The following is a 22,721-nucleotide window of genomic DNA, read 5'->3' as shown; positions in this document are numbered from 1 at the left end:
GCCGGGGTGCCGGCGGCACCGGGTCGCCGGCGCAGGGAGAGAGCGGGGGCCGCCGGCGACCCGGTGCCTTCAGACGGCGCGGACGGCGCCCTCCAGCACGGTCAGCGCCTCGTCCAGCAGGTCGTCGCCGATGACCAGCGGCGGCAGCAGCCGGATGACGTTGCCATAGGTGCCGCAGGTCAGCACGACCACACCGGCGTCGTGGCAGGCCCTGGCCACCGCGGCGGTGGTCGCCGTGTCGGGCTCCGTCGAGCCGCGCACGGTGAACTCGACGGCCAGCATGGCGCCGCGCCCGCGGACGTCGCCGATCCGTCCGGTGTCCTGCGCGAGCGCGCGGAGCCGGGGCAGCGCGGCGGCGCCGATCCGCCGGGCGGCCGCGGCGAGGTCCAGGGACCGCATGGTCTCGATGGCGGCGAGCGCGGCGGCGCAGGCGACGGGGTTGCCGGCGTAGGTGCCGCCCAGCCCGCCGCCGTGCACGGAGTCCATCAGGTCGGCGCGGCCGGTCACGCCGGCCAGCGGCAGCCCACCGGCGATGCCCTTGGCGGTGGTGACCATGTCCGGCACCACGCCCTCGTGGTCGCAGGCGAACCAGTCGCCGGTGCGGCAGAACCCGGTCTGGATCTCGTCGGCGACGAAGACCACGCCGTTGGCGGTGCACCACTGCGACAGGGCCGGCAGGAATCCCTCGGCCGGTACGACGAAACCGCCCTCGCCCTGGATCGGCTCGATGAGCACCGCGGCGATCGAGTCGGCGCCGATCTGCGCCTGCATGGCCGAGATGGCGCGCTCGGCGGCCTCCTTGCCGTCCAGTCCGTCGCGGAACGGGTACGACATCGGCATCCGGTAGATCTCGCCGGCGAACGGGCCGAAGCCCTTCTTGTAGGGCATGGCCTTGGCGGTCAACGCCATCGTCAGGTTCGTGCGCCCGTGGTACGCGTGGTCGAACACCACCACGGCCTGCCGCCCGGTCGCCGAGCGGGCGATCTTCACGGCGTTCTCCACGGCCTCGGCGCCGGAGTTGAACAGCGCGGACCGCTTGGTGTGCGCACCCGGCGTCAGCTCGTTGAGCGCCTCGGCGACCGCCACGTAGCCCTCGTACGGCGTGATGGTGAAGCAGGTGTGCGTGAAGTGGCCGACCGCCTCCCGGACCGCGTCGACCACCAGCGGCGCGGCGTTGCCCACCGACGTGACGGCGATGCCGGAGCCCAGGTCGATCAGCGAGTTGCCGTCGGCGTCGACCAGCACGCCGCCGTCCGCGTCGGTGATGAAGGCGGGCAGGCTGGACGACACCCCGGACGCCACGGCGGCCGCGCGGCGCGCCTGCAGCTCACGGGACCGGGGTCCGGGGACCTCGGTGACCAGCCGGCGTTCCTGCGGCAGGCGGAAGGTCGGGCCCGCAGCTGCTGCCGTACTGGCGGTGCTGGCGGTGGTGGCCGTGCTGGCGCTCATGCGATCTCCCCGATGGCGGACATGACGTGCTTGATGCGGGTGTAGTCCTCGAGTCCGTACATCGACAAATCCTTGCCGTAGCCCGAGTGTCCGAATCCGCCGTGCGGCATCTCGGCCACCAGCGGGATGTGCGTGTTGATCCAGACGCAGCCGAAGTTCAGCGCCGCCGCCATCCGCATCGCCCGGCCGTGGTCGCGGGTCCACACCGACGACGCCAGGCCGTACTGGGTGCCGTTCGCCCATGCCAGCGCCTGCCGCTCGTCCGAGAAGCGCTGCACGGTGATGACCGGCCCGAAGATCTCGTTCTGCACGGCCTCGTCGTCCTGGCGCAGGCCGGAGACCACGGTCGGTGCGTAGAAGTACCCCTGGTCGCCGACCGTGCGGCCGCCGGCGTCCAGCGAGGCGTGGTCGGGCAGCCGGTCGACGAAGCCGGAGACCTGGGCCAGCTGCCGCTCGTTGTTCACCGGACCGTAGAGCGCGTCGGTGCTCGACGGCGGACCGGTGATCGTGCCCCTGGCCTGCTCGGCGAGCGCGGCGACGAAGTCGTCGTGCACGCCGGGGGCGGCGAGCACCCGGGTGGCCGCGGTGCAGTCCTGCCCGGCGTTGAAGTAGCCCGCCACCGCGATCGCCTCGGCCGCGGCGGCCACGTCGGCGTCGTCGAAGACCACCACCGGCGCCTTGCCGCCCAGCTCCAGGTGCACCCGCTTGACGTCGGACGCGGCGGCCTGCGCGACCTGGATCCCGGCCCGGACGCTGCCGGTGATGGCGACCATCGCCGGGGTCGGGTGGGACACCAGTGCGGCACCGGTCTCCCGGTCACCCGCGACGACGTTCAGCACGCCCGGGGGCAGGAACTCGGCGGCCAGCTCGGCCAGCAGGAGCGTGGTGACCGGGGTGGTGTCGGACGGCTTGAGCACCACGGTGTTGCCCGCCGCCAGCGCCGGGCCGATCTTCCAGACCGCCATCATCAACGGGTAGTTCCACGGCGTCACCTGGCCGACGACGCCGACCGGTTCCCGGCGGACGAACGAGGTGTGCCCGGCCATGTACTCGGCGGCGGCCCGGCCCTCCAGCACCCGGGCGGCGCCGGCGAAGAACCGGAGCTGGTCCACGGCCGGCGGGAGCTCCTCGGACGCGGTCAGCGCCAAGGGCTTGCCGGTGTTCTGCGACTCGGCCGCGACGAACTCGTCGGCCCTGGCCTCCAGGGCGTCGGCGATCCGCAGCAGCGCCCGCTGCCGTTCCGAGGGCGTGGTGCGGCCCCAGCTCTCGAACGCCTCGGCCGCGGCGCCGTACGCCCGGTCGAGGTCGGCGGGGCCGGACACCGGCGCGGTGGCGTAGGCCGTGCCGGTGGACGGGTCGATCACCTCGCTCGTCCGGCCGTCCGCCGCCGGCACGAAGCTGCCGCCGACGAAGTTGCGCAGTTCCCGCAGGGGGGCCGTCATGGCTGTCCTTCCGTGGTCGCTGGCCGGCCGGTGCCGGCCGGTGCACCGGCCCCGCGGCGGGCCGGGTGGTGCCTGCAGTCTGCCGCTCCGGACCGGGCCGCCGCCCGCCGGAGGGGCCGGCCCGGGCCCCGGAACCCGGTGGCATCCCGTCGCCGGGCCGGGTCATGATGGTCGCGGCGCCGCCTCCGCGGCGCCCGGACCGGCGGCGACGAGAGCGGGGAGCGGACAGTGGCGGACGAGCACGGGGACACCGCACCGGAGCACAGCGACGGCGACACGGGCCAGGCGTCCGCCGAAGCGCCGACGGATCCCAAGGCGGCGTTCCGCGCCGTGCTGGCCCGCAAGCAGCAGGCCGCGGCGGCCCGGTCGTCGCACCTGGACGGGCACGGCGGGGTCGGCGGCGCGACGGCGAACCACAAGGCCACCCGCACCTTCCGCCGCAAGTCGGGCTGAGCCCGCGGCGGGCACCGGCCGGGCGAGCCGGCCGGTGCCCCGACTGAACGGGACCAGCTCAGAGGACGACGACGGAGCGCAGCACGTCGCCGTGGTGCATCTTCTCGAAGGCCGCCTCGATGTCGGTGAGCCCGATCTGCTCGGTGACGAACCGGTCCAGCGGCAGCCGGCCCTGCAGGTACAGGTCGATCAGCACGGGGAAGTCCCGGGTGGGCAGGCAGTCCCCGTACCAGGAGCTCTTGAGGCTGCCGCCGCGGCCGAAGACGTCGATGAGCGGGATCTCGAGCTGCGCCGCCGGGTTGGGGACGCCGACCAGGACGACCGTGCCGGCCAGGTCGCGCAGGTAGAACGCCTGCTTCCAGGTCTGCGGCAGCCCGACGGCGTCGATCGCCACGTCCACGCCGAAACCGCCGGTCAGTGCCTGCACCTGCTCGACGACGTCGCCGTCGGAGGCCAGCACGGTGTGCGTGGCGCCGAACTCCCTGGCCCAATCCAGCTTCCGCTGGTCCGTGTCGATCGCGATGACGGTGTGCGCGCCGACCAGCCGGGCGCCGGCGATGGCGGCGTCGCCGACCCCGCCGCAGCCGATGACCGCGACGCTGTCGTTGCGGGTGACGGCCCCGGTGTTGATGGCGGCGCCGATGCCGGCCATGACGCCGCAACCGAGCAGCCCGGCGACGGTCGCGGGGGCCGCGGAGTCGACCTTGGTGCACTGGCCGGCGGCGACGAGCGTCTTCTCGACGAACGCGCCGATGCCTAGGGCGGGGGACAGCTCGGTGCCGTCCTCCAGCGTCATCTTCTGCCGGGCGTTGTGGGTGTTGAAGCAGTACCAGGGCCGGCCGCGGCGGCAGGCGCGGCACTCGCCGCACACCGCGCGCCAGTTGAGGATCACGTAGTCGCCGGGCTGCACCTCGGTGACGCCGTCGCCCACCGACTCGACCACGCCGGCCGCCTCGTGGCCGAGCAGGTACGGGTAGTCGTCGCCGATGCCGCCGGTCTTGTAGTGCAGGTCGGTGTGGCACACCCCGCAGGCCTGGATCTGCACCACCGCCTCGCCGGGCCCGGGGTCCGGCACGACGATCGTGGTCAGCTCGACCGGGGCGTCCTTGGCCCGGGAGATGACACCCTGCACGGTCTGCGGCATTTGCTGGCTCCTCGGTGATCCGGCGGGACGGGCGGCGACGGGACGGGCGGGCCGGACCCGGACCGGTCCGGGTCGACGCCCGCGACGGCGCCGTGCGCGACTGTAGCCAGGTCCGGCCGGCGCGGCTGCAGTGTCCCCGCCGCCGGTCTCAGCGGCCCGGCAGCGCCGCGCGGTCGGCCGACCGGGCGTACCGGTGCGCCGCGGCCCGCTGGACCGACCGGGCCAGCGGGGCGGCCGCCCGCATCCACCAGGTGGCCTCGCGGGACATGGCGGTCACGGTCAGCACGAGGCGCCCCGAGGCGGTGTCGAGGTCCAGCTGGAAGCGTTCCTCACCGGTCTCCGGGTGGCCGGGCAGGCTGCCGTACGCCCACCCTCGGGTCGTCGGTCCGTGCACGACGTCCACCACCCGGACCGGTGCGGTGATCCGCAGCGGGCCGACGCCCAGCCGGAGCAGCGCGACGGCACCCTGGCGGACCACCGGCGACGACGCGGCCACCCGGCCGACCGAACGCTGCGGGCCCCACCCGAACAGCGCGACCGCCGCGAGGTCCAGGTCCGCCTCCGGCGGCAACCGGTGACGGACGCGGAGCAGGCGCAGGCCCGCCGGTGCGACGTCGCCCGCCGTGCAGCCGGGGGTGGGGTAGGTGAAGGGCAGCTCGCGGAGCCGGTCCGCGTCGGCGGCGGACAGCACGGACAGCCGGCGCCCCGCCGGGGCGTCTGTCACGAGCGTCCGCCCCGGGCGTCGACCCGGCGTGGGCTGCCGGTCACCGGATGCGGGCGACCCCGGTCATGCCCTCGCGGGTGTGCACCTTGACCCGGCCGCGGCCGTGCGGCTCGCCCAGTCCCAGCTCGTGCGCGTCGAGGCGGTCCCAGCCCTCGAAGTCGGTCACCGGCAGGCCCTTGCTCTCCAGCAGGGCCTTGACGGCGTCGCGGCTGCGCTGCGGGGCGCGGGTCAGGGTCGGCGCGTCGGCGAGCAGGTGGCCGACGGTCTCGGCGGCGTCGGACTTGGTGTGCCCGATGAGCCCCACCGGACCGCGCTTGACCCAGCCGGTGGCGTAGGTGGCCGGCAGCGGCTCGCCGTCCAGGTCCAGCACCCGGCCGCCTGCGTTGGGCAGCACCAGCTTCACGGTGTCGAACGGGAGGTCCTCGATGGACTCGGAGCGGTAGCCGACGGCGCGGTACACCGCCTGCACCTCCCAGTCGGTGAACTCGCCGGTGCCGCGGACGTTGCCGCCGCCGGTCAGCTCCTGGTGCTCGGTCCGCAGACCGACGACATGCCCGTCCTCACCCAGGATCTCGATCGGGTTCTCGAGGAAGTGGATGTGGATGCGGCGGTGCGGTCCGGGCTCCGGGTCCCGCATGGCCCACTCGGACAGCACGTCGACCACCATGCGCAGCGACTTCGACTGCCCCAGCGCCGCTTCCGACGCCGCGTCGAACTCCATGCCCTCCGGGGCGACGACCACCTGCACATTGGGGGAGTGGTCCAGCTCGCGCAGTTCGACCGGCGTGAACTTGGCCTGCGCCGGCCCGCGGCGGGCGAACATGTGGACGTCGGTGACGGCCGAGTTGCGCAGCACCTCGTGCACGTGCGCCGGGATGTCGGTGTACAGCAGCTCGTCGCCGGTCCGGGCGAGCAGCCGGGCGACGTCCAGACCGACGTTGCCGACGCCGATCACGGCGACCGACCGGGCGTGGGTGAGGTCCCAGACCTGCTCCCGGTCGGGGTGGGAGTCGTAGAAGGCGACGAAGTCGGCGGCGCCGTACGAACCGTGCAGGTCCTCACCGGGGATGCCGATCGACCGGTCGCGCTCGGCGCCGGTGGCGAACACGATCGCGTCGTAGTACGTCCGCAGCTCGTCGACCTTCAGATCCGCGCCGACGTGCACGTTGCCGAAGAACTGGATGCGCGGGTTCTCCATGACCCGGTGCAGCGCGACGATGATCTGCTTGATCCGGGGGTGGTCCGGGGCGACCCCGTACCGGATCAGCCCGTAGGGGGTGGGCAGCCGGTCGAAGATGTCGACGGTGGCGGACGGGTCCCGCGTGGTCAGGATGTCGGCGGCGTAGATCCCGGCAGGCCCCGCACCCACGACGGCGACCCGCAGGCCGCCGGTGGCCGCCGCGTCGGCAGCCGGTGCCGGGGTGTCGGCGGCGGACTCGGACAGCGCGGGCATGCATGCTCCTGCGGAACTGGGGTGCGCGGCGCGCACGGACGTTAGGTGACCCTCACAGGGTACGAGAGGACGACGGCGAACCCCACACCGTCGACCGGCCCCGACGCCGCCGGTGCGGCAGATGACGCTTGCTGTGACCAAGCTCATCGGCGCCGGCCGGCGCGGGGCGGCCGCCGGCCCGGGCAGCGGACCTGCCGTCAGTAGCCGCCGCCGCCGGTCAGCGAGACCGCGCCGGTGGGGTGCCAGACCGTCTTGACCTCGAGGAAGGCGCGCAGCCGGGCGGTACCGGGCGGGGCGGTCCAGTCCGAGCCGGTGGGGACGTGGACGCGCTTGACGGTGCCGGCGGCGGCGCGCTCCAGGTCGGCGCGCAACTCGGCGCCCGCCCCGGTCAGGTCCAGCGCGTCGACGTCGCCGTGGGCCGCCAGGTGCGGGGCGATCTCGGCCGGGTCACCGGTGAGGATGTTGACCACGCCCCCCGGCAGATCGGAGGTGGCCAGCACCTCGGCCAGGGCGATGGCCGGCAAGGGGTGGTCCGGCGCCGCGAGGACCACCACGGTGTTGCCCGACGCGATGATCGGGGCGACCACCGACACCAGCCCGAGCAGGGCGTCGTCGGGCGGGGCCAGCGCCGCCACCACGCCGGTGGGCTCCGGCACCGAGAACGAGAAGTACGGGCCGGCGACCGGGTTGGCGCTGCCCCACACCGCGGCCAGCTTGTCGGTCCAGCCCGCGAAGTGCACGATCCGGTCCACCGCGGCGTCGACGGCCGCACCGGCCGCCGCCGGGTCGGCGCCGTCACCGGTGACCAGGAGGTCGACGAACTGCGCGCGCCGGCCCTCGAGCATCTCGGCGATCCGGTACACCACCTGGCCGCGGTTGTACGCGGTGGTGCCGGCCCAGCCGCGGAACGCCTTGCGGGCCGCCACCACGGCGTCCCGGGCGTCCTTGCGGGAGGCCCGGGCGACGTTGGCGAGGAACTCGCCGCCCGGCCCGCGGACCGGGTAGGTGCGGCCCGACTCGGACCGCGGGAAGGCCCCGCCGACGAACAGCTTGTAGGTCTTGGCGACCGGAAGTCGTTGCTGGCTCACGCCTGTGCTCCCTCGTCGGACCGCAGGTACGCCGCCAGGCCGGCCCTGCCGCCCTCGCGACCGAAACCCGACTCCCGGTACCCGCCGAACGCGGCGGTGGGGTCGAACCTGTTGAAGGTGTTGGCCCAGACCACGCCGGCCCGCAGCGCGGAGGCCATGCCCAGGATCCGCGAGCCCTTCTCGGTCCAGACGCCGGCCGACAGCCCGTACGGCGTGTTGTTGGCCTTGGCGACCGCCTCGTCCGGGGTGCGGAAGGTCAGCACGGACAGCACCGGGCCGAAGATCTCGTCCCGGGCGATCCGCATGGACTGCGTGACGCCGCTGAACACCGTCGGCGGGAAGAAGTACCCGCGGTCCGGCAGCGGGCACGGCGACGTCCAGCGCTGCGCGCCCTCGAGGTCGCCGGTGGCGGACAGCTCGGTGATGCGCTGCAGCTGTTCCGCGGAGTTGACCGCGCCGACGTCGGTGTTCTTGTCCATGGGATCTCCGAGCCGCAGCGTCGAGATCCGCAGGCGCAGCTTGTCCAGCACCTCGTCGGCGACCGACTCCTGCACCAGCAGGCGGGAGCCCGCGCAGCAGACGTGACCCTGGTTGAAGAAGATGCCGTTGACGATGCCCTCGACCGCCTGGTCCAGCGGCGCGTCGTCGAACACGATGTTGGCCGCCTTGCCGCCCAGCTCCAGGGTGAGCGCGCGCCCGGTGCCGGCCAGCGCGGACTGGATCTGCCGGCCGACCTCGGTCGACCCGGTGAAGGCGACCTTGTCGATGCCCGGGTGGCGGACCAGGGCCTGCCCCACGTCGCCGGCGCCGGGCAGGATGTTCACCACGCCGTCGGGAAGTCCGGCGTCGGCGAGGATCTCGGCCAGGACCAGCGCCGTCAGCGGGGTCGTCTCGGCCGGCTTGAGCACCACGGTGTTGCCCGCGGCCAGCGCCGGGGCGATCTTCCAGGCCGCCATCAGCAACGGGAAGTTCCACGGGATGACCTGGCCCACCACGCCCAACGGCCGCGGGGCGGGGCCGAGGCCCGCGTGTGCCAGCTTGTCCGCCCAGCCGGCGTGGTAGAAGAAGTGCGCCGACGCGGTGGGGACGTCGACGTCGCGGGACTCCTTGATCGGCTTGCCGTTGTCCAGGGTCTCCACCACGGCCAACTCGCGGGCGCGCTCGGCGATGCCGCGGGCGATGCGGAACAGGTACTTGCCCCGCTCGGCGGCCGGCATGGCCGACCACGGGCCCTCGTACGCCCGACGGGCGGCCGTGACGGCCCGGTCCACGTCGGCCGCGGAGGCGGTGGAGACGGTGGCCAGCGGCTCCTCGGTGGCCGGGTTGACCGACGTCAGGTCGTCGCCCTGGCCGTCGACGAAGTCGCCGTCCAGGTACATGCGGTAGCGGTCCCGGATCCGGCCGATGGCGGCCGACTCCGGTGCGGGGGCGTAGTCCCACTCCAGCGCGGAGCCGGGCGTGGGATGGGGGGCGATCGCCGTCATGTCAGTCCACCGTCACGTAGTCGGGTCCGCTGTAGTGGCCCTCGCGTTGCGTCCGGCGCTGCAGCAACAGGTCGTTGAGCAGCGACGACGCGCCGAAGCGGAACAGGTAGGGGTCCAGCCATGCCGGGCCGGCGACCTCGTTGACCGCCACCAGGTGCCGGACGGCGTCCTTGGTGGTGCGGATGCCGCCGGCCGGCTTGACCGCGCGGTACTCGCCGGTGCGGGCGTGCCAGTCGGCGACCGCCTGCAGCAGGACCTGGGTGACCGGCAGCGTCGCCGCGGGGGACACCTTGCCGGTCGAGGTCTTCACGAAGTCGCCGCCGGCCAGCAGCGCGAGCCACGCCGCGCGGCGGACGTTGTCGTAGGTGCCCAGCTCGCCGGTCTCCAGGATGACCTTGAGGCGGCGCCCGGCGCAGGCCTGCCGGACGGCGACGATCTGGTCGAAGACCTCGCCGAAGCGGCCCGCCAGGAAGGCGCCGCGGTCGATCACCATGTCGATCTCGGTCGCGCCGGCGTCCACGGCGGACCGGACGTCGGCCAGCTTGACGGCCAGCGCGGCTCTTCCGGAGGGGAACGCGGTCGCCACCGAGGCGACGCCGACGCCGCTGCCGGCCAGCTGCTCGGCGGCCACCGCGACCAGGTCGGGGTAGACGCAGACGGCGGCGACGGACGGGACGCCCGGCTGCGCAGGATCGGGACGGCGGGCCTTGGCGGCCAGCGACCGGACCTTGCCGGGGGTGTCCGCGCCCTCGAGCGTCGTCAGGTCGACCATCGAGATGGCCAGGTCGATGGCCTGCAGCTTGCTGTTCTTCTTGATCGAGCGGGTGGCCAGGCCGGCCGCACGCTGCTCGAGGCCGACCGGGTCGATGCCGGGCAGTCCGCGCAGGAACCGGCGCAGCGACGAGTCGTCGCGGGTGGCGTCGGACAGTTCGGCGTCGGTGCGCAGCCCGGGCGACGGGGCGGGACGCTGCTGCAGCCCCCCGGCCGTCCCGGCGGTGCCCGCGGGCAGTGCGGGGGTGGTGGCGTCCGGCCCGGCGCCGGGCTCGGCGAGCGCCGCGGCGCCGCCCTGCGGCCGTGCGGTGTCCATCGGGGCAGTCTAGGTCCGCAAGCCCGGGCCGGGCGGGGCGGCGACGGCCGTCCCGGTCGCGGGCGGTCGACTACCGTGCAGCCATCGGGCGGTGCCCGCAGTCCCGCCCGACCGAGCGTCAGGAGCCCGCGATGCCGTCGCCGCACGAGGTCCCGGCGGGGCTGCCCGTCACCGTCGTCGACCACCCGCTGGCCGTCGCCCGGCTGTCGACGATGCGGGACGCCCGGACGGACAACGCGACGTTCCGCGCCGCGCTGCGCGAGCTGACCCTGATGCTGATCTACGAGGCGACCCGGGACCTGGCGGTCGAGCGCTTCGCCATCCACACCCCGGTGGCCAGGACGTCGGCCGTGCGGCTGGCGAACCCGCCGCTGCTGGTGCCGGTGCTGCGCGCCGGCCTGGGCATGGCCGACCAGGCGCACGCGCTGATCCCGGAGGCGCAGATGGGGTTCGTCGGGCTGGCCAGGGACGAGACCACGCTGCAGCCGACGCCCTACATGGAGTCGCTGCCCGAGACGCTGGCCGGCCGGCCGGTGTACGTCCTGGACCCCATGCTGGCCACCGGCGGGTCGATGGTGCACACCATCGAGCTCTTGACCGCGCGCGGCGCCACCGACGTCACGGCGATCTGCGCGCTGGCGGCACCGGAGGGCCTGGCCACCCTGGCGTCGGCCGGGCTGCCGGTGCGGGTGGTCACCGCGTCGGTCGACGAGCGGCTCAACGACTCCGGGTACATCGTCCCCGGTCTCGGTGACGCCGGGGACCGGCAGTTCGGGTCGGTGTGACCGGCGACCAGCGGCAGCGGAACGGTGCGTGCGCACCGTCCCGGTCCCTGCCAATCCTGACAGTGCTCGTGGCTCGGCCGTTCTGGTCGCGATCCCGATGCAACCCCGGACGGCATCCGCCGCGTCCTGCAGGTGTGACGACCACATCCGCCCGTCCCCCGGCACCCCGCTCCGCGCCCGACGCCCCGCCCCGGCAGCCGGCGACCGGCGCCCCCGCCTCGCCCCGCACGGGCCCGGTCGGTCGCCGGACGTCCTGGCTGCTCGCCTGCCGGGTGGCGGTCGCCGGCGCCGTGGCCGCGGCGGTGCTGGCCGGCTGTGCCGGGCAGGCACCCGCGGGCGGCTCCGCCGGGAGCACGACGGCCTCGTCGCCGGCACCGGCCTCGTCGCCGGCACCGGCCTCGTCGCCGGCACCGGCCTCGTCGCCGGCACCGGCCACGTCGTCCGCGCCGGCCACCGGAACACCGGGTGCCGCCGGGTCGACCGCTGCTGCGGGCTCCGGCTCGTCGGCGGCGGACGGCTCGTCCGCGGGCGGCTCCGCCACGACGGCCGGTCCGTCCGGCCTTGGCACGGCGGGCTCGCCGAGCGGGTCGGGAGCCGGATCCGGGTCCGCCGCGAGCCCCCTGCCGGCCGGCCGGTGGATCGCCACGTCGATCACCGGGCACCGGCTGGCGGCCGGTTCCACGCTGACCGTGGACTTCGCCGGCGACCGGCTGTCCGCGGACGCAGGTTGCAACATTCACTCCGCCACGGTGGTGTTGCGCGACGGCCGGTTGGCGGTGTCGGACGTCGTCGCCTCGGACATGGCCTGTCCGGGCGCCCGCGGGGCGGACGACGCCTGGCTGGCACGGTTCCTGGCCGCCGGTCCGGAGTACCGGCGCGACGGCGGGACCGTCGTGCTCTCCGCGACCGGGGCGACCGTCCGGCTCGAGGCCGAGCAGCCGCGCCGGCTGACCGGGACGCAGTGGGTGCTCGACGGGCTCGTCACCGGGGACACCGTGTCCAGCGTCCCGGGCGGACTGGCACCCACCGTGGTGCTGTCCCGTGACCAGCTCCAGATCTCCGGAGCCTGCAACAGCGGGAGCGGCCCGGTCACGGTCACCGAGGACGAGTTGCGGATCGGGTCGGTGATCACCACGCAGCGGGCGTGCGGCGGGGCGAGGGACGACGTGGACCGCGCCCTGCTCGCCGTCATCCGCGGGACGGTGGCGTACCGAGTCGACGGCAACCGGCTCACGGTCACCGCGGAGGACGGCCGCGGGCTGGTGTTCGCCGCGGCCCAGGAGCCGGTGCCAGGGCCGGCGGGCAGGCCGACGACGGGGACCCCGCTGCCCGGCCTGTCGATCACGGCCGGAACCCCGCCGCCGCGGTCGACCGCCCCCGGCTCCGGCCCGGCCGGCCCGGGCCTCGATCCGACCAAGTCCCCGGGTCCGGACGCCACGATCCCCGAGGGTCCCGGCATGCGCCGCTGACCGTCCCGGCGAGGCCCCGGTCCGACGGCGGTGGTCGGCCATCGGGACGGGCGTGCTGTGATGCCAGCCGCGGGACCGGTCGCCGGCCCCGCGGGGTGTCCCGGCCGGCGGGGGGCCGGAGGGAGCGGCGCGGGTGACGCTGTGGCAGCTGGTCCTGCTGGCGGTGGCCGGGGTGGGTGCCGGCGTGATCGGCTCGACCGCCGGGTTGGCGTCGCTGGTGTCGTTCCCGGCGCTGCTGGCGCTGGGACTGCCGCCGGTGGTCGCCAACGTCACCAACACCGTGGCGCTGATCGGCAGCTCGGTCGGCTCGGTGTCCCGGTCCCGCGCCGAGCTCCGCGGGCTGGGCGGCGCGGTGCGGCGGGCGGTGCCGCTGGCCGTGCTGGGCGGCGCCGTCGGTGGGACGCTGCTGCTGACCACGCCGTCCTCGGCGTTCGACGTGGTGGTGCCGTACCTGGTGGCGCTGGCGTCGGTGCTGCTGCTGGCCGCCCCGCGGATCCGCACGCTGCGCTCGGCGGCGACCCACCCGGAGCGCCCGCGACCGGCCGCGCACACCGGGCCGGTGGTCGCGGGCGGCCTGTTCCTGGCCTACGTCTACGGCGGCTACTTCGGCGCCGCGGCCGGGGTCATGGTGCTGGCGCTGCTGGTCGTCGGCACCGACCTGGTGCTCCCGCGGGCGACCGCGCTGCGGAACCTGTTGATGGGGGCGGCCAACGCCACGGCCGCGGTGCTGTTCGCCGTCTCCGGCGACGTGCGGTGGGCGGCGGTGCTGCCGCTGGGCATCGGCTGCCTGGTCGGCGGGGCGCTCGGCCCGACGCTGGTCCGCCGGGTCCCGCCCACCGTGCTGCGGGTCGTCGTCGCGCTGGCCGGGCTGGCGCTGGCCGTCCGGCTGTGGCTCACGTGACGGCCTGAGCGGTGTGCCGGCGGGGCGGCCCGAGGCGGCCACCAGGTCGCCGAGGAAGCGGGGCGCGGTCAGGCCGGGGCCAGGCCGACCGCGGCTTCGACCGCCGCCCGCAGGTCGTCCAGCCGGGCCTGCGCCCGGGCGCGCAGCGGGGCGAGATCGCCCGTCCCGGGCGGCACCGGGTCGACCACCTGCAGGTAGCACTTGAGCTTGGGCTCGGTCCCGGACGGCCGGACGACGACGCGCTGGGTGGCGGTGCGCAGCACCAGCCCGTCGGTGCGGGGCAGGAGATCCTCGACGGACTCCACCCGCTCGCCGGCCAGCCGGTCCGGCGGCGCGGCCCGCAGCCGGCGCAGGGCGTCGCCGATCAGCGACAGGTCGGTGACCCGGACCGACAGCGCACCGGTGGTGTACAGCCCGTCCCGGCGGGCCAGCTCGTCCAGCCGGTCCTGCACCGTGCGGCCCTCCGACTTGAGCGTCGCCACCAGGTCGCAGGCCAGCACGGCCGCCGAGATGCCGTCCTTGTCCCGCACCGCGTCCGGGTCGACGGCCAGTCCCAGCGCCTCCTCGTACCCGAAGACGAGCCCGGTGCCGGCGCCGTCCCCGGCGCGGACGATCCACTTGAACCCGGTGAGGGTCTCGTCGTGGCGGGCGCCGTGCGCGCCGGCCACCGCCCGCAGCTGCTCGGACGAGACGATGGTCGTCGCGACCAGGGGATCGGGGTGCGCCGTGCGGTCCAGCCGGCGCAGCAGGTGGTCGCCGAGCAGGGTGCCGGTCTCGTCGCCGCTGAGCATCCGCCACCCGGACCCGGTGGGGACGCCGATGCTGCACCGGTCGGCGTCCGGGTCGTTGGCCACCGCGACGTCCGCGCCGATCCGCGCGGCCAGGTCGAGCAGCAGGTCGCAGGCGCCGGGTTCCTCGGGATTGGGGAAGACCACGGTCGGGAAGTCCGGGTCGGGGCGCTCCTGCTCGGGCACCTGGTGCACGTCGGTGATGCCGGCCAGCGCCAGGGTGTCCACCAGGAGCGCGGCGCCGACGCCGTGCAGCGCGGTCGCCGCCACCCGCAGCGCGGTGGCGGCCGGGACGGTGGCCACCGCGGCCGCGCGCCGGCGGTACGACTCGACGAGGTCCGGCGGCCAGGGCTGCGGCTCGCCGCCGGTGTCGATGTCCCGGGCCGGTCCCGCGGACCGGATGGCGTTCTCGATGTCACCGTCGGCGGGACCCACCAGCTGCGTGCCGCCGCGCAAATAGACCTTCAGGCCGTTGTCCTGCGGCGGGTTGTGCGAGGCGGTGACCTGGATGCCGGCCGCGGCGGCCAGCGCCCGGGTGGCGTAGGCGGTGACCGGCGTCGGGACCGGACCGGACGCCAGCAGCGCCGGGAAGCCGGCGGCGGCCAGCACCCCGGCGACGTCCCGGGCGAACTCGGACGACCGGTGTCGCGCGTCGAAGCCCACCACCACGCGGTCCACGTCGCCCTGCTCGCGCAGGTACCGGGCGACGCCGGCCGCGGCCCGCCGCACGGTGGCCAGGTTCATGCCGCCCGGGCCGGCGCGCAGCGCGCCGCGCAGCCCGGCCGTGCCGAAGGCCAGGGGCGCCCGCATCCGGTCGGCGAGTTCGGCCGCGGCGTCGCCGTCGTCGCCGGCCCGGTCGAGGAGCTGCTGCAGTTCGGCGCGGTCGCCCGGGTGCGGGTCGTCCGCGATCCAGGCCAGGGTGGCGGTCCGCAGATCGGGGGTCAGGGCGCCGGACCCGGTCACGCCTGCGCCACCACCTCGGCCAGCAGGGCACCCATCCGTCCGGCCGCCTCCCGCCCGGTCTGCAGCACCTCCTGGTGGTCCAGCGCCTGCCCGGTCATCCCGGCGGCCATGTTCGTCACCAGCGACACCCCGAAGACCTCGGCGCCCGCGGCCCGGGCGGCGATCGCCTCCAGCACCGTGGACATGCCGACCAGGTCGGCGCCCAGGGTGCGCAGCATGCGGATCTCTGCCGGTGTCTCGAAGTGCGGCCCGGGCAGCTGGGCGTAGACGCCCTCCTCGAGCGACGGGTCGATGCTCCGGGCCAGCGCCCGCAGCCGGGGCGACCACAGGTCGGTCAGGTCCACGAACTGCGCGCCCACCAGCGGCGAGGTGGCGGTCAGGTTCAGGTGGTCGCTGATCAGCACCGGCTGGCCGGGCGACATGCTCTCGCGCAGCCCGCCGGCCGCGTTGGTGAGCACGACCAGCCGCGCGCCGGCGGCGGTGGCGGTGCGCACGGCATGCACCACCGAGGCGACCCCACGCCCCTCGTACAGGTGGGTGCGGCCCTGGAAGACCAGCGCCCGCTTACCGGCGATCGGGACGGACCGCAGCGTGCCGGCATGGCCCTCGACGCCGGGCGGGCGGAAGCCGGGCAGGTGCTCGGTCGCCAGCTCCGCGGTCGGGGTGCCGAGGGCGTCCGCGGCCGGTCCCCACCCCGAGCCCAGGACCAGGGCGACGTCGTGGTGCAGCACCCCGGTGGCCCGAGCGAGCAGCGCGGCCGCCTCCTCCGCCGTGGCGCGGCTGTTCTCCGGCGAATCGGTCGTCACCGGCGGAGCCTAACCGGGGCGCCCCGGGGTGAGGGCGGTGTGCGGGGCCGCTGCCGGGCCGTCCGTGGACCGGGCAGCCGAGCCGTCCGAGGACAGGGCCGCCGGGGCGTCGGTCGACAGGCCGGCCGGGGCGTCGGTCGACATGGCGGCCGGAGCGTCTGTGGAGCGGGCGGCCGCCGCCGCGGCGGGCGGGCTGCCCTCGCCCGCCGTGGACCGGGCCAGCGCGGCGATCGCGCGCACCCCGAAGAAGCCGCCGGCGGCGGCGAGCAGGGCGACCAGCACGGCCGCGACCACCAGCCGCCGCCCGCGCAGCGGTGGCCGCACGGTCGGTGCCGGCAGCGCCGGCAGGGCGGCGGCCGCCGCGGCCGCGGAGGTGCCGGCCCACGGCGGCGGCGGCAGCGCACGGCCGGCACCGCCGGCACCGCCGGCACTGCCGGCACCGCCGGCCCACGGCGGCGGCGGCAGCCCGGCCGGCCGTGCCGGGCGACCCGGGCGGGTCGCGGTGGGGCCGGCCGCGCGGTCCACCGGGGCCCGCCCGGACGGGGACGCCGGCCCCGGTGGCGCCTGGCGCGCCGCCCGCGGCGCCGCGGGTCCGGGCCGGGCGGCCCGGGGGATCAGCCGCTCGCCCATCGGGTCGTCGTCGAGCTGGCGCAGCAGGTGCAGCGCCTGCGACACGGTCATCCGCGCCGCCGGGTCCTTGACGAGCAGGCCGTCGATCAGCGGTCCGAGCCGGCCGGCGGCCGGGTGCGGCGGCACCGGGTCCTGCACCACCGCGGACAGCGTCCGGAACGGGTCGCCGCCGTCGAACGGCGGCACGCCCTGCACGCAGGCGAACAGCAGCGCCCCCAGCCCCCAGGCGTCGGCCATCGCGGTGGCGGGCCGGCCGCCGGCCACCTCGGGAGCGATGTACGCGGGCGATCCGAGAAGCAGCCCGGTCGCGGTCAGGGTCTGCTCGCCGATGGTCCGGGCGATGCCGAAGTCGGTGAGCTTGACCCGCCCGTCCCGGCAGAGCAGCACGTTGCCCGGCTTGACGTCCCGGTGCGTCACCCCGGCGGCGTGGGCCGCCACCAGGCCGGCCGCCACCCCGCGTCCCACGGTGGTCGCGGCGCCGTCGTCCAGCGGTCCCTCCTGCAGCACCTCCGCGAGCGACCGCGCATCCAGCAGTTCCATGACGATCGCCGGCGCGTGCCCGATGGAGAGCAGGTCGAAGATCGTGACGACGTGCGGGTCGGAGACCGACGCGACCGCCCTGGCCTCCCGCATGGCCCGGTCGGCGACCTGGTCGGCCTCCGACACGGGCACCCCGCGCGGCAGGTCGACCTCCTTGATCGCCACCCAGCGGTGCAGCGCCTCGTCGTGCGCGGCCCAGACCGTGCCCATGGCACCGCGGCCCAGCACGCGCTCGAGCCGGTACCGGCCGGCGAGGTACCGGGGGGCCGGGTGCGAGCCGGACCGGCCGGTGGCCGGTCGGGCGGCCGGCGCCCCGGCGCGCGGGGCAGCGGCTGCAGGGGGTCCGGCCGGCCGGTCCGCGCTGGTCACGCGGTCCATTGTGGTGTCCGGCGGGGCCGCCGGCGGCGACCCGGCCGCGGTGCGCCGCGGATCCGCGGGCCGGCCGGTGGTCCGGAGCGCGCCGGACCCGCCGTCGTGCAGCCAGCACGCAGCAGGCCCGGTTGCGTATGCGCGGTGCACACCGGGCCCGGGCGCCCCGTTCCTAGGGTGAGCGCCACACCGGCCAGCAGATCGGAGATCCCATGGGCTCGTACCGCGTCTCGATGGACATCGGCGGGACCTTCACCGACGTCGTCACCTACGACGAGGACACCGGCACCTTCGCCGCCGGCAAGGCCTCCACCACCCCCGGCAACCTGTCCGAGGGGGTGCTGGAGGGACTGGGGTCGGTGATCGGCCGGACGTCGGACATCGGTTTCCTGGTCCACGGCACCACCCAGGGCCTCAACGCCTTCCTGGAGCGCCGCGGCGTCAAGGTGCTGCTGCTCGGCACCGCCGGCGCCGAGGACAGCTACCACATCGCGCGCGGTCCGCGGACCCGCCTGTACGACCTGCACTACCGCAAGCCTGAGCCGCTCGTGCCGCGCCGCGACGTCCGCGGCATCGGCGGCCGGATCGCGGCCGACGGCAGCGAACTCGAGCCGCTGGACGAGGCCGCCGTGCGGCTGGCGGCGGCGGACGTCCGCGCCCAGGGCCACGGCGCGGTCGCGGTGGCGTTCCTGTTCAGCTACAAGAACCCGGCGCACGAGCTGCGGGCCAGGGAGATCCTGCTCGCCGAGCTCGGCGACGACTTCACCGTCTCGCTCTCGCACGAGGCCGCCAAGGAGTGGCGTGAGTACGAGCGCACCTCGTCCGCCGTGGTGGAGAGCTACACCGGCCCGATCGTGCGGCGCTACCTGCTCGAGCTCGAGGACCGGCTGCGCAGCGACGGTCTCGGCGTCCCGCTGCACGTCATGCAGTCCTCCGGCGGCATCCTGACGGCCGAGTCGGCGCGTGCCCGGCCGCTGCAGACCCTGCTGTCCGGACCGGTCGGTGGCGCCATCGCCTGCGCCGAGCTATCGCGACAGTCGGGACGCCGCAATCTGATCGGCGTCGACATGGGCGGGACGTCGTTCGACGTCTCGCTGATCGTCGACGGCGAACCCGACGTGTCCGCGGAGGCCCAGCTCGAGGGCCTGCCGATGCTGATGAGCGTGGTCAACATCCACACCGTCGGGGCCGGCGGCGGCTCGGTCGCCTGGTCCGAGGCCGGTGGCCTGCGGGTCGGCCCGCGCTCGGCGGGTGCCCGGCCGGGCCCGGCCTGCTACGGCCGGGGCGGCACCGAGCCGACCGTGACCGACGCCAACCTGGTGCTGGGCCGGATCGACCCGGAGGGCTTCGCCGGCGGGCAGATGACCCTGGACACCGACGCGGCCAAGACCGCGGTCGCCGCCCTGGGCGAGAGCTTCGGCCTGGACACCACCGAGATGGCCGAGGGCATCTGCACCGTCGCCAATTCCAAGATGGCGCAGGCGATCCGCACGATCACCGTGTCCCGGGGGATCGAGCCACGCGATTCGAGCCTGGTGGCGTTCGGCGGCGCCGGCCCCATGCACGCCGTCTTCCTGGCGCAGGAGCTGGGCATCGCCGAGACCATCGTCCCGCGGTTCCCCGGCGCGTTCTCGGCCTGGGGCATGCTGCAGACCCGGATCCGCAAGGACTTCACCGAGCCGTACTTCTTCCTCGACGCCGACCTGGACGCCGCGGACATGGCGGCCACGCTGCGCCGGATGCAGGAGCAGGGCCTGGCCACGCTGGACGACGAGGGTGTCAAGCCCGAGCAGCGGGCGGTGGCGCACGCCGTCGACATCCGGTACGAGGCGCAGGAGTACACGCTGACCGTGCCGCTGACCGACGCGGACGAGCCGGGCCGCCCGGAGTTCCTCACCGCGGTCGCCGAGCGGTTCGCACAGCAGCACCAGGACCGGTACGGTCACGCGAATCTCGGCGCGCCGATCGAGTTCGTCGCGCTGCGCACCACGGCCTTCGGCGACCTGGGCAAGCCGGCGCCGCAGGAGTGGCCGGTGGCCCGGTCCGAGGAGGTCCCGCACGTGGTCCGCACGGTGGTCTTCGACGGCCGCCCCTGCGAGACCATGCTGATCCGCCGCGACGACCTGGGCGCCGCGCACCGTTTCGCCGGCCCGGCGATCGTCGTCGAGGCCACGGCCACCACCGTGGTGCCGCCCGGCTTCCAGGTCACCGTGGACGACGCCGGCTCCCTGATCATCCGCGCCCAGCAGGAGGTAGAGGCATGACCACCGGTACCGCGCTCGACCCGGTCACGGTCGAGATCATCCGCAACGCGCTGAACTCGGCGGCGGACGACATGAACGCCACGCTGATCCGCTCGGCCTACACGCCGATCATCTACGAGTGCGGCGACTGCGTGGTGGCGCTGCTGGACGCCGACCACCAGGTGCTCGGCCAGTCCGCCGGGCTGCCGATCTTCCTGGGCAACCTGGAGACCTGCACCCGGGCCACCGAGGAGCGGTTCGGCCGCGAGGTGTGGCAGCCGGGCGACGTGTGGATCCTCAACGACAGCTACCTGGGTGGCACGCACCTGAACGACGTGACCATCTTCGGCCCGGTGTTCGTCGACACCGAGCTCGTCGGTTTCACGGCCTCGCGCGCGCACTGGATCGACGTCGGGTCCAAGGATCCGGGCGGCTCGATGGACTCGGTGTCGATCTTCCAGGAGGGCCTGCGGATGGGCCCGCAGAAGCTGCTCTCCGGTGGCCGCCCGGAGCGGTCGATGATGGACATCATCGCCACCAACGTGCGGTTCCCGTACCCGACCACCGGCGACATGCACGCCATGATCGCGTGCATCACCATGGGCGAGAAGCGGCTGCAGGAGATCGTCCAGCGGTTCGGGCTGCCGGCCCTGGAGCTGGCCCGGGACGAGATCTTCCGCCAGACCGAGGTCCTCGAGCGCGCGGTGATCACCGCCATCCCCGACGGGGTGTACGCCGCGGAGGGCGTGCTGGACAACGACGGGGTGGACCTGGACACGCCGGTCCCGATCCGGCTGAAGATCACCGTCGCCGGCGACACGATCGACTTCGACGTCACCGAGTCCGCCGACCAGACCGTCGGTCCGGTGAACTGCGGTGTCGCGCAGGCGGTGTCGGCGCTGCGGGTCGGCTACAAGCTGCTGGTCAGCCCGGACCTGCCGGGCAACGGCGGCTCGTTCCGGTCGATGACCACGCAGGTGCGGCAGGGTTCGGTGCTGGGTGCGACCGCTCCGGCGGCCTGCCAGTGGTACTTCTCGCACCTGGGGCTGCTCATCGACATGGTCGCCAGGGCGCTGGCCCCGGCCCTGCCGGACCAGGTCGCGGGCGCCAGCCACGGCGACTCGATGATCGTGCTGACGTCCGGGACCGACCCTCGCTACAACCGCGAGTGGGTCAGCCTGGAGGCCACCGTCGGCGGCTGGGGCGCGTGGAACGGCAGCGACGGGGAGAGCGCGCTGATCAACAACGTCAACGGCTCGCTCAAGGACATCCCGATCGAGGTGCTCGAGACGCGGTACCCGTGGCGCATCAACGAGTACCGGATCCGCCCCGACTCCGGCGGCGCCGGCCGGTGGCGCGGTGGCAACGGCGTCGTCCGCGAGTACCTGGCGCTCACCGACTGCACGGTCTCGCTGTGGTTCGAGCGCTCCCGGCAGCCGGCGTGGGGCGTGTTCGGCGGCGAGGACGCCGTCGGGCCGGAGGTCGTCATCAATCCGGGCCGGCCGGACGAGCGCCGCCTGCTCAAGGTCAACGGGACGGCGATCCGCGAGGGCGACGTCATCCGCTGCGCGACCGGCGGTGGCGGCGGCTTCGGTGACCCCACCGAGCGGGCCGCGGAGGACGTCCGGGCGGACGTGCTGGACCGGCACCTGACGCCGGAGACGGCGGTCAGCCGCTACGGCATCGACACCTCGGCGGTCGCCTGACGGTGGCCCGACCCCGGTGCCGGCCGCCCCGCGCGGCCGGCACCGGGGCGGCCGTGCCGGGAGGCCGGACCGGCGGACGACCGTCCGGGACCGGCGTCGCCGTCGCCGGCCGGGGGCGCACCGGCGGCGGTCACCCCGGTCGGCGCCGTCACCGAGGATGCGCTCCCTGCCGCGGGTGTCGCGCCGGACCAGGACACGTCCAGCGCGTAGCAGATGACGTGCAGCGCCAGCCGCTGCGCCGGGTCGTCCGGCACCAGCCCGAGGTCGCGGGCCCGCGCCACCCGGGCGAGCACGGTGTTGCGGTGCACGCCCAGCCGTTGCGCGGCCTGGCTCAGCGACGCCCCGCAGTCCAGCACCGCCAGCACGGTCTCGACCAGCGCCGCCCGGTCGCGGGCCGCGATCAGGTCGGCCAGGCACAGCTCGGCCGCCTGCACGATGGCGGCGACCGGCAGCAGGGCGAGCGCCGCCCGCGCGCCGACGTGCTCGAACCACTGCACCGACCCGGCGCCGCCGTCCCGGGCGACGTGCGCGGCCAGCCGGGCCTCGGCGGCCGAGCGCAGCAACCCCGGCACGCCCCGATGCTCGCCGCCCACGCCGACCACCAGCGAGTGGCTGTGCAGCGCGTCCGCCAGCCCGGCCAGGGCCTTGCGCACCGCCGGGGCACCGCCGCGACGGGCGGCGTTGTCCCAGGAGATCCACCCGTCCTCGTCCTCGACGATGGGCCACTCCGGCAGGTGCCGGTGCCAGAGCGCCTGCACCAGCTCGGTCAGCTCCGGGTACGGCGGGGCGCCCGGCACGCCGAGGTCGACGGGGGAGATCCACACCGCGCGGTTGGCGCCGTCGATGCGCCAGCCCAGCTCCTCCACCCACTCCGGTGGCTGCACGTCGTCGGCCGGGGCGCCCGCGGGGCCGCCCCGGTCGCCCGGCGGCTCCGCGGCCATGCGACGCAGCAGCTGGAACGAGGCCCGCTCGTGCGCGGTGCGCTGGGTGGAGGTCAGCCGGCTCTGCGCCCACGCCGCCAGCAGCGGCAGCCGGGCCAGCCGCAGCAGGGTCTCCACCGTGCCGGTCTCGCCGGCCGGGGTGCCGCCCGGCGCGGCCGGGCCCGGGGCGGTCCCGGCGACCAGTTCCGCCCAGGGCCGCCCGCCGGCGGCGATCTCGACGCGGATGGCGTCCGCCGGCTCGCCCCCCGCGCCGGCG

General features: G+C 75.5%; 18 protein-coding genes. 6 read left to right on the top strand and 12 right to left on the bottom strand.

Annotation, left to right across the window (positions count from 1 at the left end; all coding sequences use genetic code 11):
* Positions 1-69 precede the first annotated feature (69 nt).
* Both gabT and IEY37_RS11250 read right to left on the bottom strand, forming a co-directional pair.
* Entirely contained in the window at positions 70-1,449 is a 1,380-nt protein-coding gene (gene gabT, locus IEY37_RS11255; RefSeq protein WP_188941660.1) for a 4-aminobutyrate--2-oxoglutarate transaminase, read from the bottom strand.
* Positions 1,446-2,891, bottom strand: coding sequence for a gamma-aminobutyraldehyde dehydrogenase (locus IEY37_RS11250; RefSeq protein WP_188941659.1), 1,446 nt, complete (start codon positions 2,889-2,891; stop codon positions 1,446-1,448). The genes gabT and IEY37_RS11250 overlap by 4 nt, the downstream gene beginning before the upstream one ends.
* Positions 2,892-3,119: 228 nt before the next feature.
* Between IEY37_RS11250 and IEY37_RS11245 the strand changes: the two genes are divergently transcribed.
* Positions 3,120-3,344, top strand: a complete 225-nt coding sequence (locus tag IEY37_RS11245; RefSeq protein WP_188941658.1) for a DUF5302 domain-containing protein — start codon at positions 3,120-3,122, stop codon at positions 3,342-3,344.
* Between the two features lie 58 nt (positions 3,345-3,402).
* On the opposite strand, the gene IEY37_RS11240 is transcribed toward IEY37_RS11245, so the two are convergent.
* The 6 genes from IEY37_RS11240 to deoC form a co-directional block, all read right to left on the bottom strand.
* Positions 3,403-4,488 (bottom strand): S-(hydroxymethyl)mycothiol dehydrogenase, encoded by a 1,086-nt coding sequence (locus IEY37_RS11240; protein ID WP_188941657.1) that lies wholly within the window; start codon positions 4,486-4,488, stop codon positions 3,403-3,405.
* A gap of 148 nt (positions 4,489-4,636) precedes the next feature.
* Positions 4,637-5,212: a DUF1990 domain-containing protein gene (locus tag IEY37_RS11235; RefSeq protein ID WP_188941656.1), complete on the bottom strand. Its 576-nt coding sequence runs from the start codon at positions 5,210-5,212 to the stop codon at positions 4,637-4,639.
* Positions 5,213-5,252: 40 nt separating this feature from the next.
* Positions 5,253-6,665, bottom strand: coding sequence for an FAD-dependent oxidoreductase (locus IEY37_RS11230; RefSeq protein WP_188941655.1), 1,413 nt, complete (start codon positions 6,663-6,665; stop codon positions 5,253-5,255).
* 197 nt (positions 6,666-6,862) lie between these two features.
* Positions 6,863-7,753 carry an aldehyde dehydrogenase family protein gene (locus IEY37_RS11225; RefSeq protein WP_188941654.1) on the bottom strand — a complete coding sequence of 297 codons (891 nt, stop codon included), beginning with the start codon at positions 7,751-7,753 and terminating at the stop codon, positions 6,863-6,865.
* A complete protein-coding gene (locus tag IEY37_RS11220) occupies positions 7,750-9,237 on the bottom strand; it encodes an aldehyde dehydrogenase family protein (protein ID WP_188941653.1) in 1,488 nt (495 codons plus the stop codon). The genes IEY37_RS11225 and IEY37_RS11220 overlap by 4 nt, the downstream gene beginning before the upstream one ends.
* Position 9,238: 1 nt before the next feature.
* Entirely contained in the window at positions 9,239-10,324 is a 1,086-nt protein-coding gene (gene deoC, locus IEY37_RS11215) for a deoxyribose-phosphate aldolase (protein ID WP_188941652.1), read from the bottom strand.
* A 161-nt stretch (positions 10,325-10,485) separates the two neighbouring features.
* Between deoC and upp the strand changes: the two genes are divergently transcribed.
* From upp to IEY37_RS11200, 3 genes are all read left to right on the top strand, one after another.
* Complete coding sequence (gene upp / locus IEY37_RS11210; RefSeq protein ID WP_188942310.1) at positions 10,486-11,109, top strand: uracil phosphoribosyltransferase; 624 nt, start codon at positions 10,486-10,488, stop codon at positions 11,107-11,109.
* Positions 11,110-11,243: 134 nt separating this feature from the next.
* Complete coding sequence (locus IEY37_RS11205) at positions 11,244-12,578, top strand: META domain-containing protein (RefSeq protein ID WP_188941651.1); 1,335 nt, start codon at positions 11,244-11,246, stop codon at positions 12,576-12,578.
* A gap of 133 nt (positions 12,579-12,711) precedes the next feature.
* Positions 12,712-13,479, top strand: coding sequence for a sulfite exporter TauE/SafE family protein (locus tag IEY37_RS11200; protein WP_188941650.1), 768 nt, complete (start codon positions 12,712-12,714; stop codon positions 13,477-13,479).
* A gap of 68 nt (positions 13,480-13,547) precedes the next feature.
* On the opposite strand, the gene IEY37_RS11195 is transcribed toward IEY37_RS11200, so the two are convergent.
* Genes IEY37_RS11195 through IEY37_RS11185 form a run of 3 tightly spaced genes read right to left on the bottom strand, consistent with a single transcriptional unit; the run spans position 13,548 to position 17,575 of the window.
* On the bottom strand, positions 13,548-15,230 hold the full coding sequence (locus tag IEY37_RS11195) for a phospho-sugar mutase (RefSeq protein ID WP_229674304.1): 1,683 nt from the start codon (positions 15,228-15,230) through the stop codon (positions 13,548-13,550).
* Positions 15,227-16,036, bottom strand: coding sequence for a purine-nucleoside phosphorylase (locus IEY37_RS11190; protein WP_188941649.1), 810 nt, complete (start codon positions 16,034-16,036; stop codon positions 15,227-15,229). The genes IEY37_RS11195 and IEY37_RS11190 overlap by 4 nt, the downstream gene beginning before the upstream one ends.
* Before the next feature lie 9 nt (positions 16,037-16,045).
* On the bottom strand, positions 16,046-17,575 hold the full coding sequence (locus IEY37_RS11185; protein WP_188941648.1) for a serine/threonine-protein kinase: 1,530 nt from the start codon (positions 17,573-17,575) through the stop codon (positions 16,046-16,048).
* Positions 17,576-17,787: 212 nt separating this feature from the next.
* Here IEY37_RS11185 and IEY37_RS11180 point away from each other — a divergent pair, with 212 nt between their 5' ends.
* Together IEY37_RS11180 and IEY37_RS11175 are read left to right on the top strand one after the other, a co-directional pair.
* Positions 17,788-19,839 (top strand): hydantoinase/oxoprolinase family protein, encoded by a 2,052-nt coding sequence (locus IEY37_RS11180; RefSeq protein WP_188941647.1) that lies wholly within the window; start codon positions 17,788-17,790, stop codon positions 19,837-19,839.
* On the top strand, positions 19,836-21,524 hold the full coding sequence (locus tag IEY37_RS11175) for a hydantoinase B/oxoprolinase family protein (RefSeq protein ID WP_188941646.1): 1,689 nt from the start codon (positions 19,836-19,838) through the stop codon (positions 21,522-21,524). Before IEY37_RS11180 ends, IEY37_RS11175 begins: the two co-directional genes overlap by 4 nt.
* Here the strand turns inward: IEY37_RS11175 and IEY37_RS11170 are convergent.
* Positions 21,494-22,721 (bottom strand): PucR family transcriptional regulator (locus IEY37_RS11170; RefSeq protein WP_188941645.1); only part of this gene is annotated, 1,228 nt, incomplete at its 5' end. The two genes, IEY37_RS11175 and IEY37_RS11170, sit on opposite strands and share 31 nt — an antisense overlap.

The organism is Nakamurella endophytica, assembly GCF_014646215.1.
Classification (GTDB): Bacteria; Actinomycetota; Actinomycetes; order Mycobacteriales; family Nakamurellaceae; genus Nakamurella; species Nakamurella endophytica.
Note: the sequence above shows the minus strand (reverse complement) of the source record. Positions and strands in the feature narration are given on the sequence as shown.

Bases quoted from the DNA above. Each gene is read 5' to 3' on its own strand.
- gabT (WP_188941660.1), bottom strand. From the start codon at position 1,449: ATGAGCGCCAGCACGGCCACCACCGCCAGCACCGCCAGTACGGCAGCA.
- IEY37_RS11250 (WP_188941659.1), bottom strand. From the start codon at position 2,891: ATGACGGCCCCCCTGCGGGAACTGCGCAACTTCGTCGGCGGCAGCTTC.
- IEY37_RS11240 (WP_188941657.1), bottom strand. From the start codon at position 4,488: ATGCCGCAGACCGTGCAGGGTGTCATCTCCCGGGCCAAGGACGCCCCG.
- IEY37_RS11230 (WP_188941655.1), bottom strand. From the start codon at position 6,665: ATGCCCGCGCTGTCCGAGTCCGCCGCCGACACCCCGGCACCGGCTGCC.
- IEY37_RS11220 (WP_188941653.1), bottom strand. From the start codon at position 9,237: ATGACGGCGATCGCCCCCCATCCCACGCCCGGCTCCGCGCTGGAGTGG.
- deoC (WP_188941652.1), bottom strand. From the start codon at position 10,324: ATGGACACCGCACGGCCGCAGGGCGGCGCCGCGGCGCTCGCCGAGCCC.
- IEY37_RS11180 (WP_188941647.1), top strand. From the start codon at position 17,788: ATGGGCTCGTACCGCGTCTCGATGGACATCGGCGGGACCTTCACCGAC.
- IEY37_RS11175 (WP_188941646.1), top strand. From the start codon at position 19,836: ATGACCACCGGTACCGCGCTCGACCCGGTCACGGTCGAGATCATCCGC.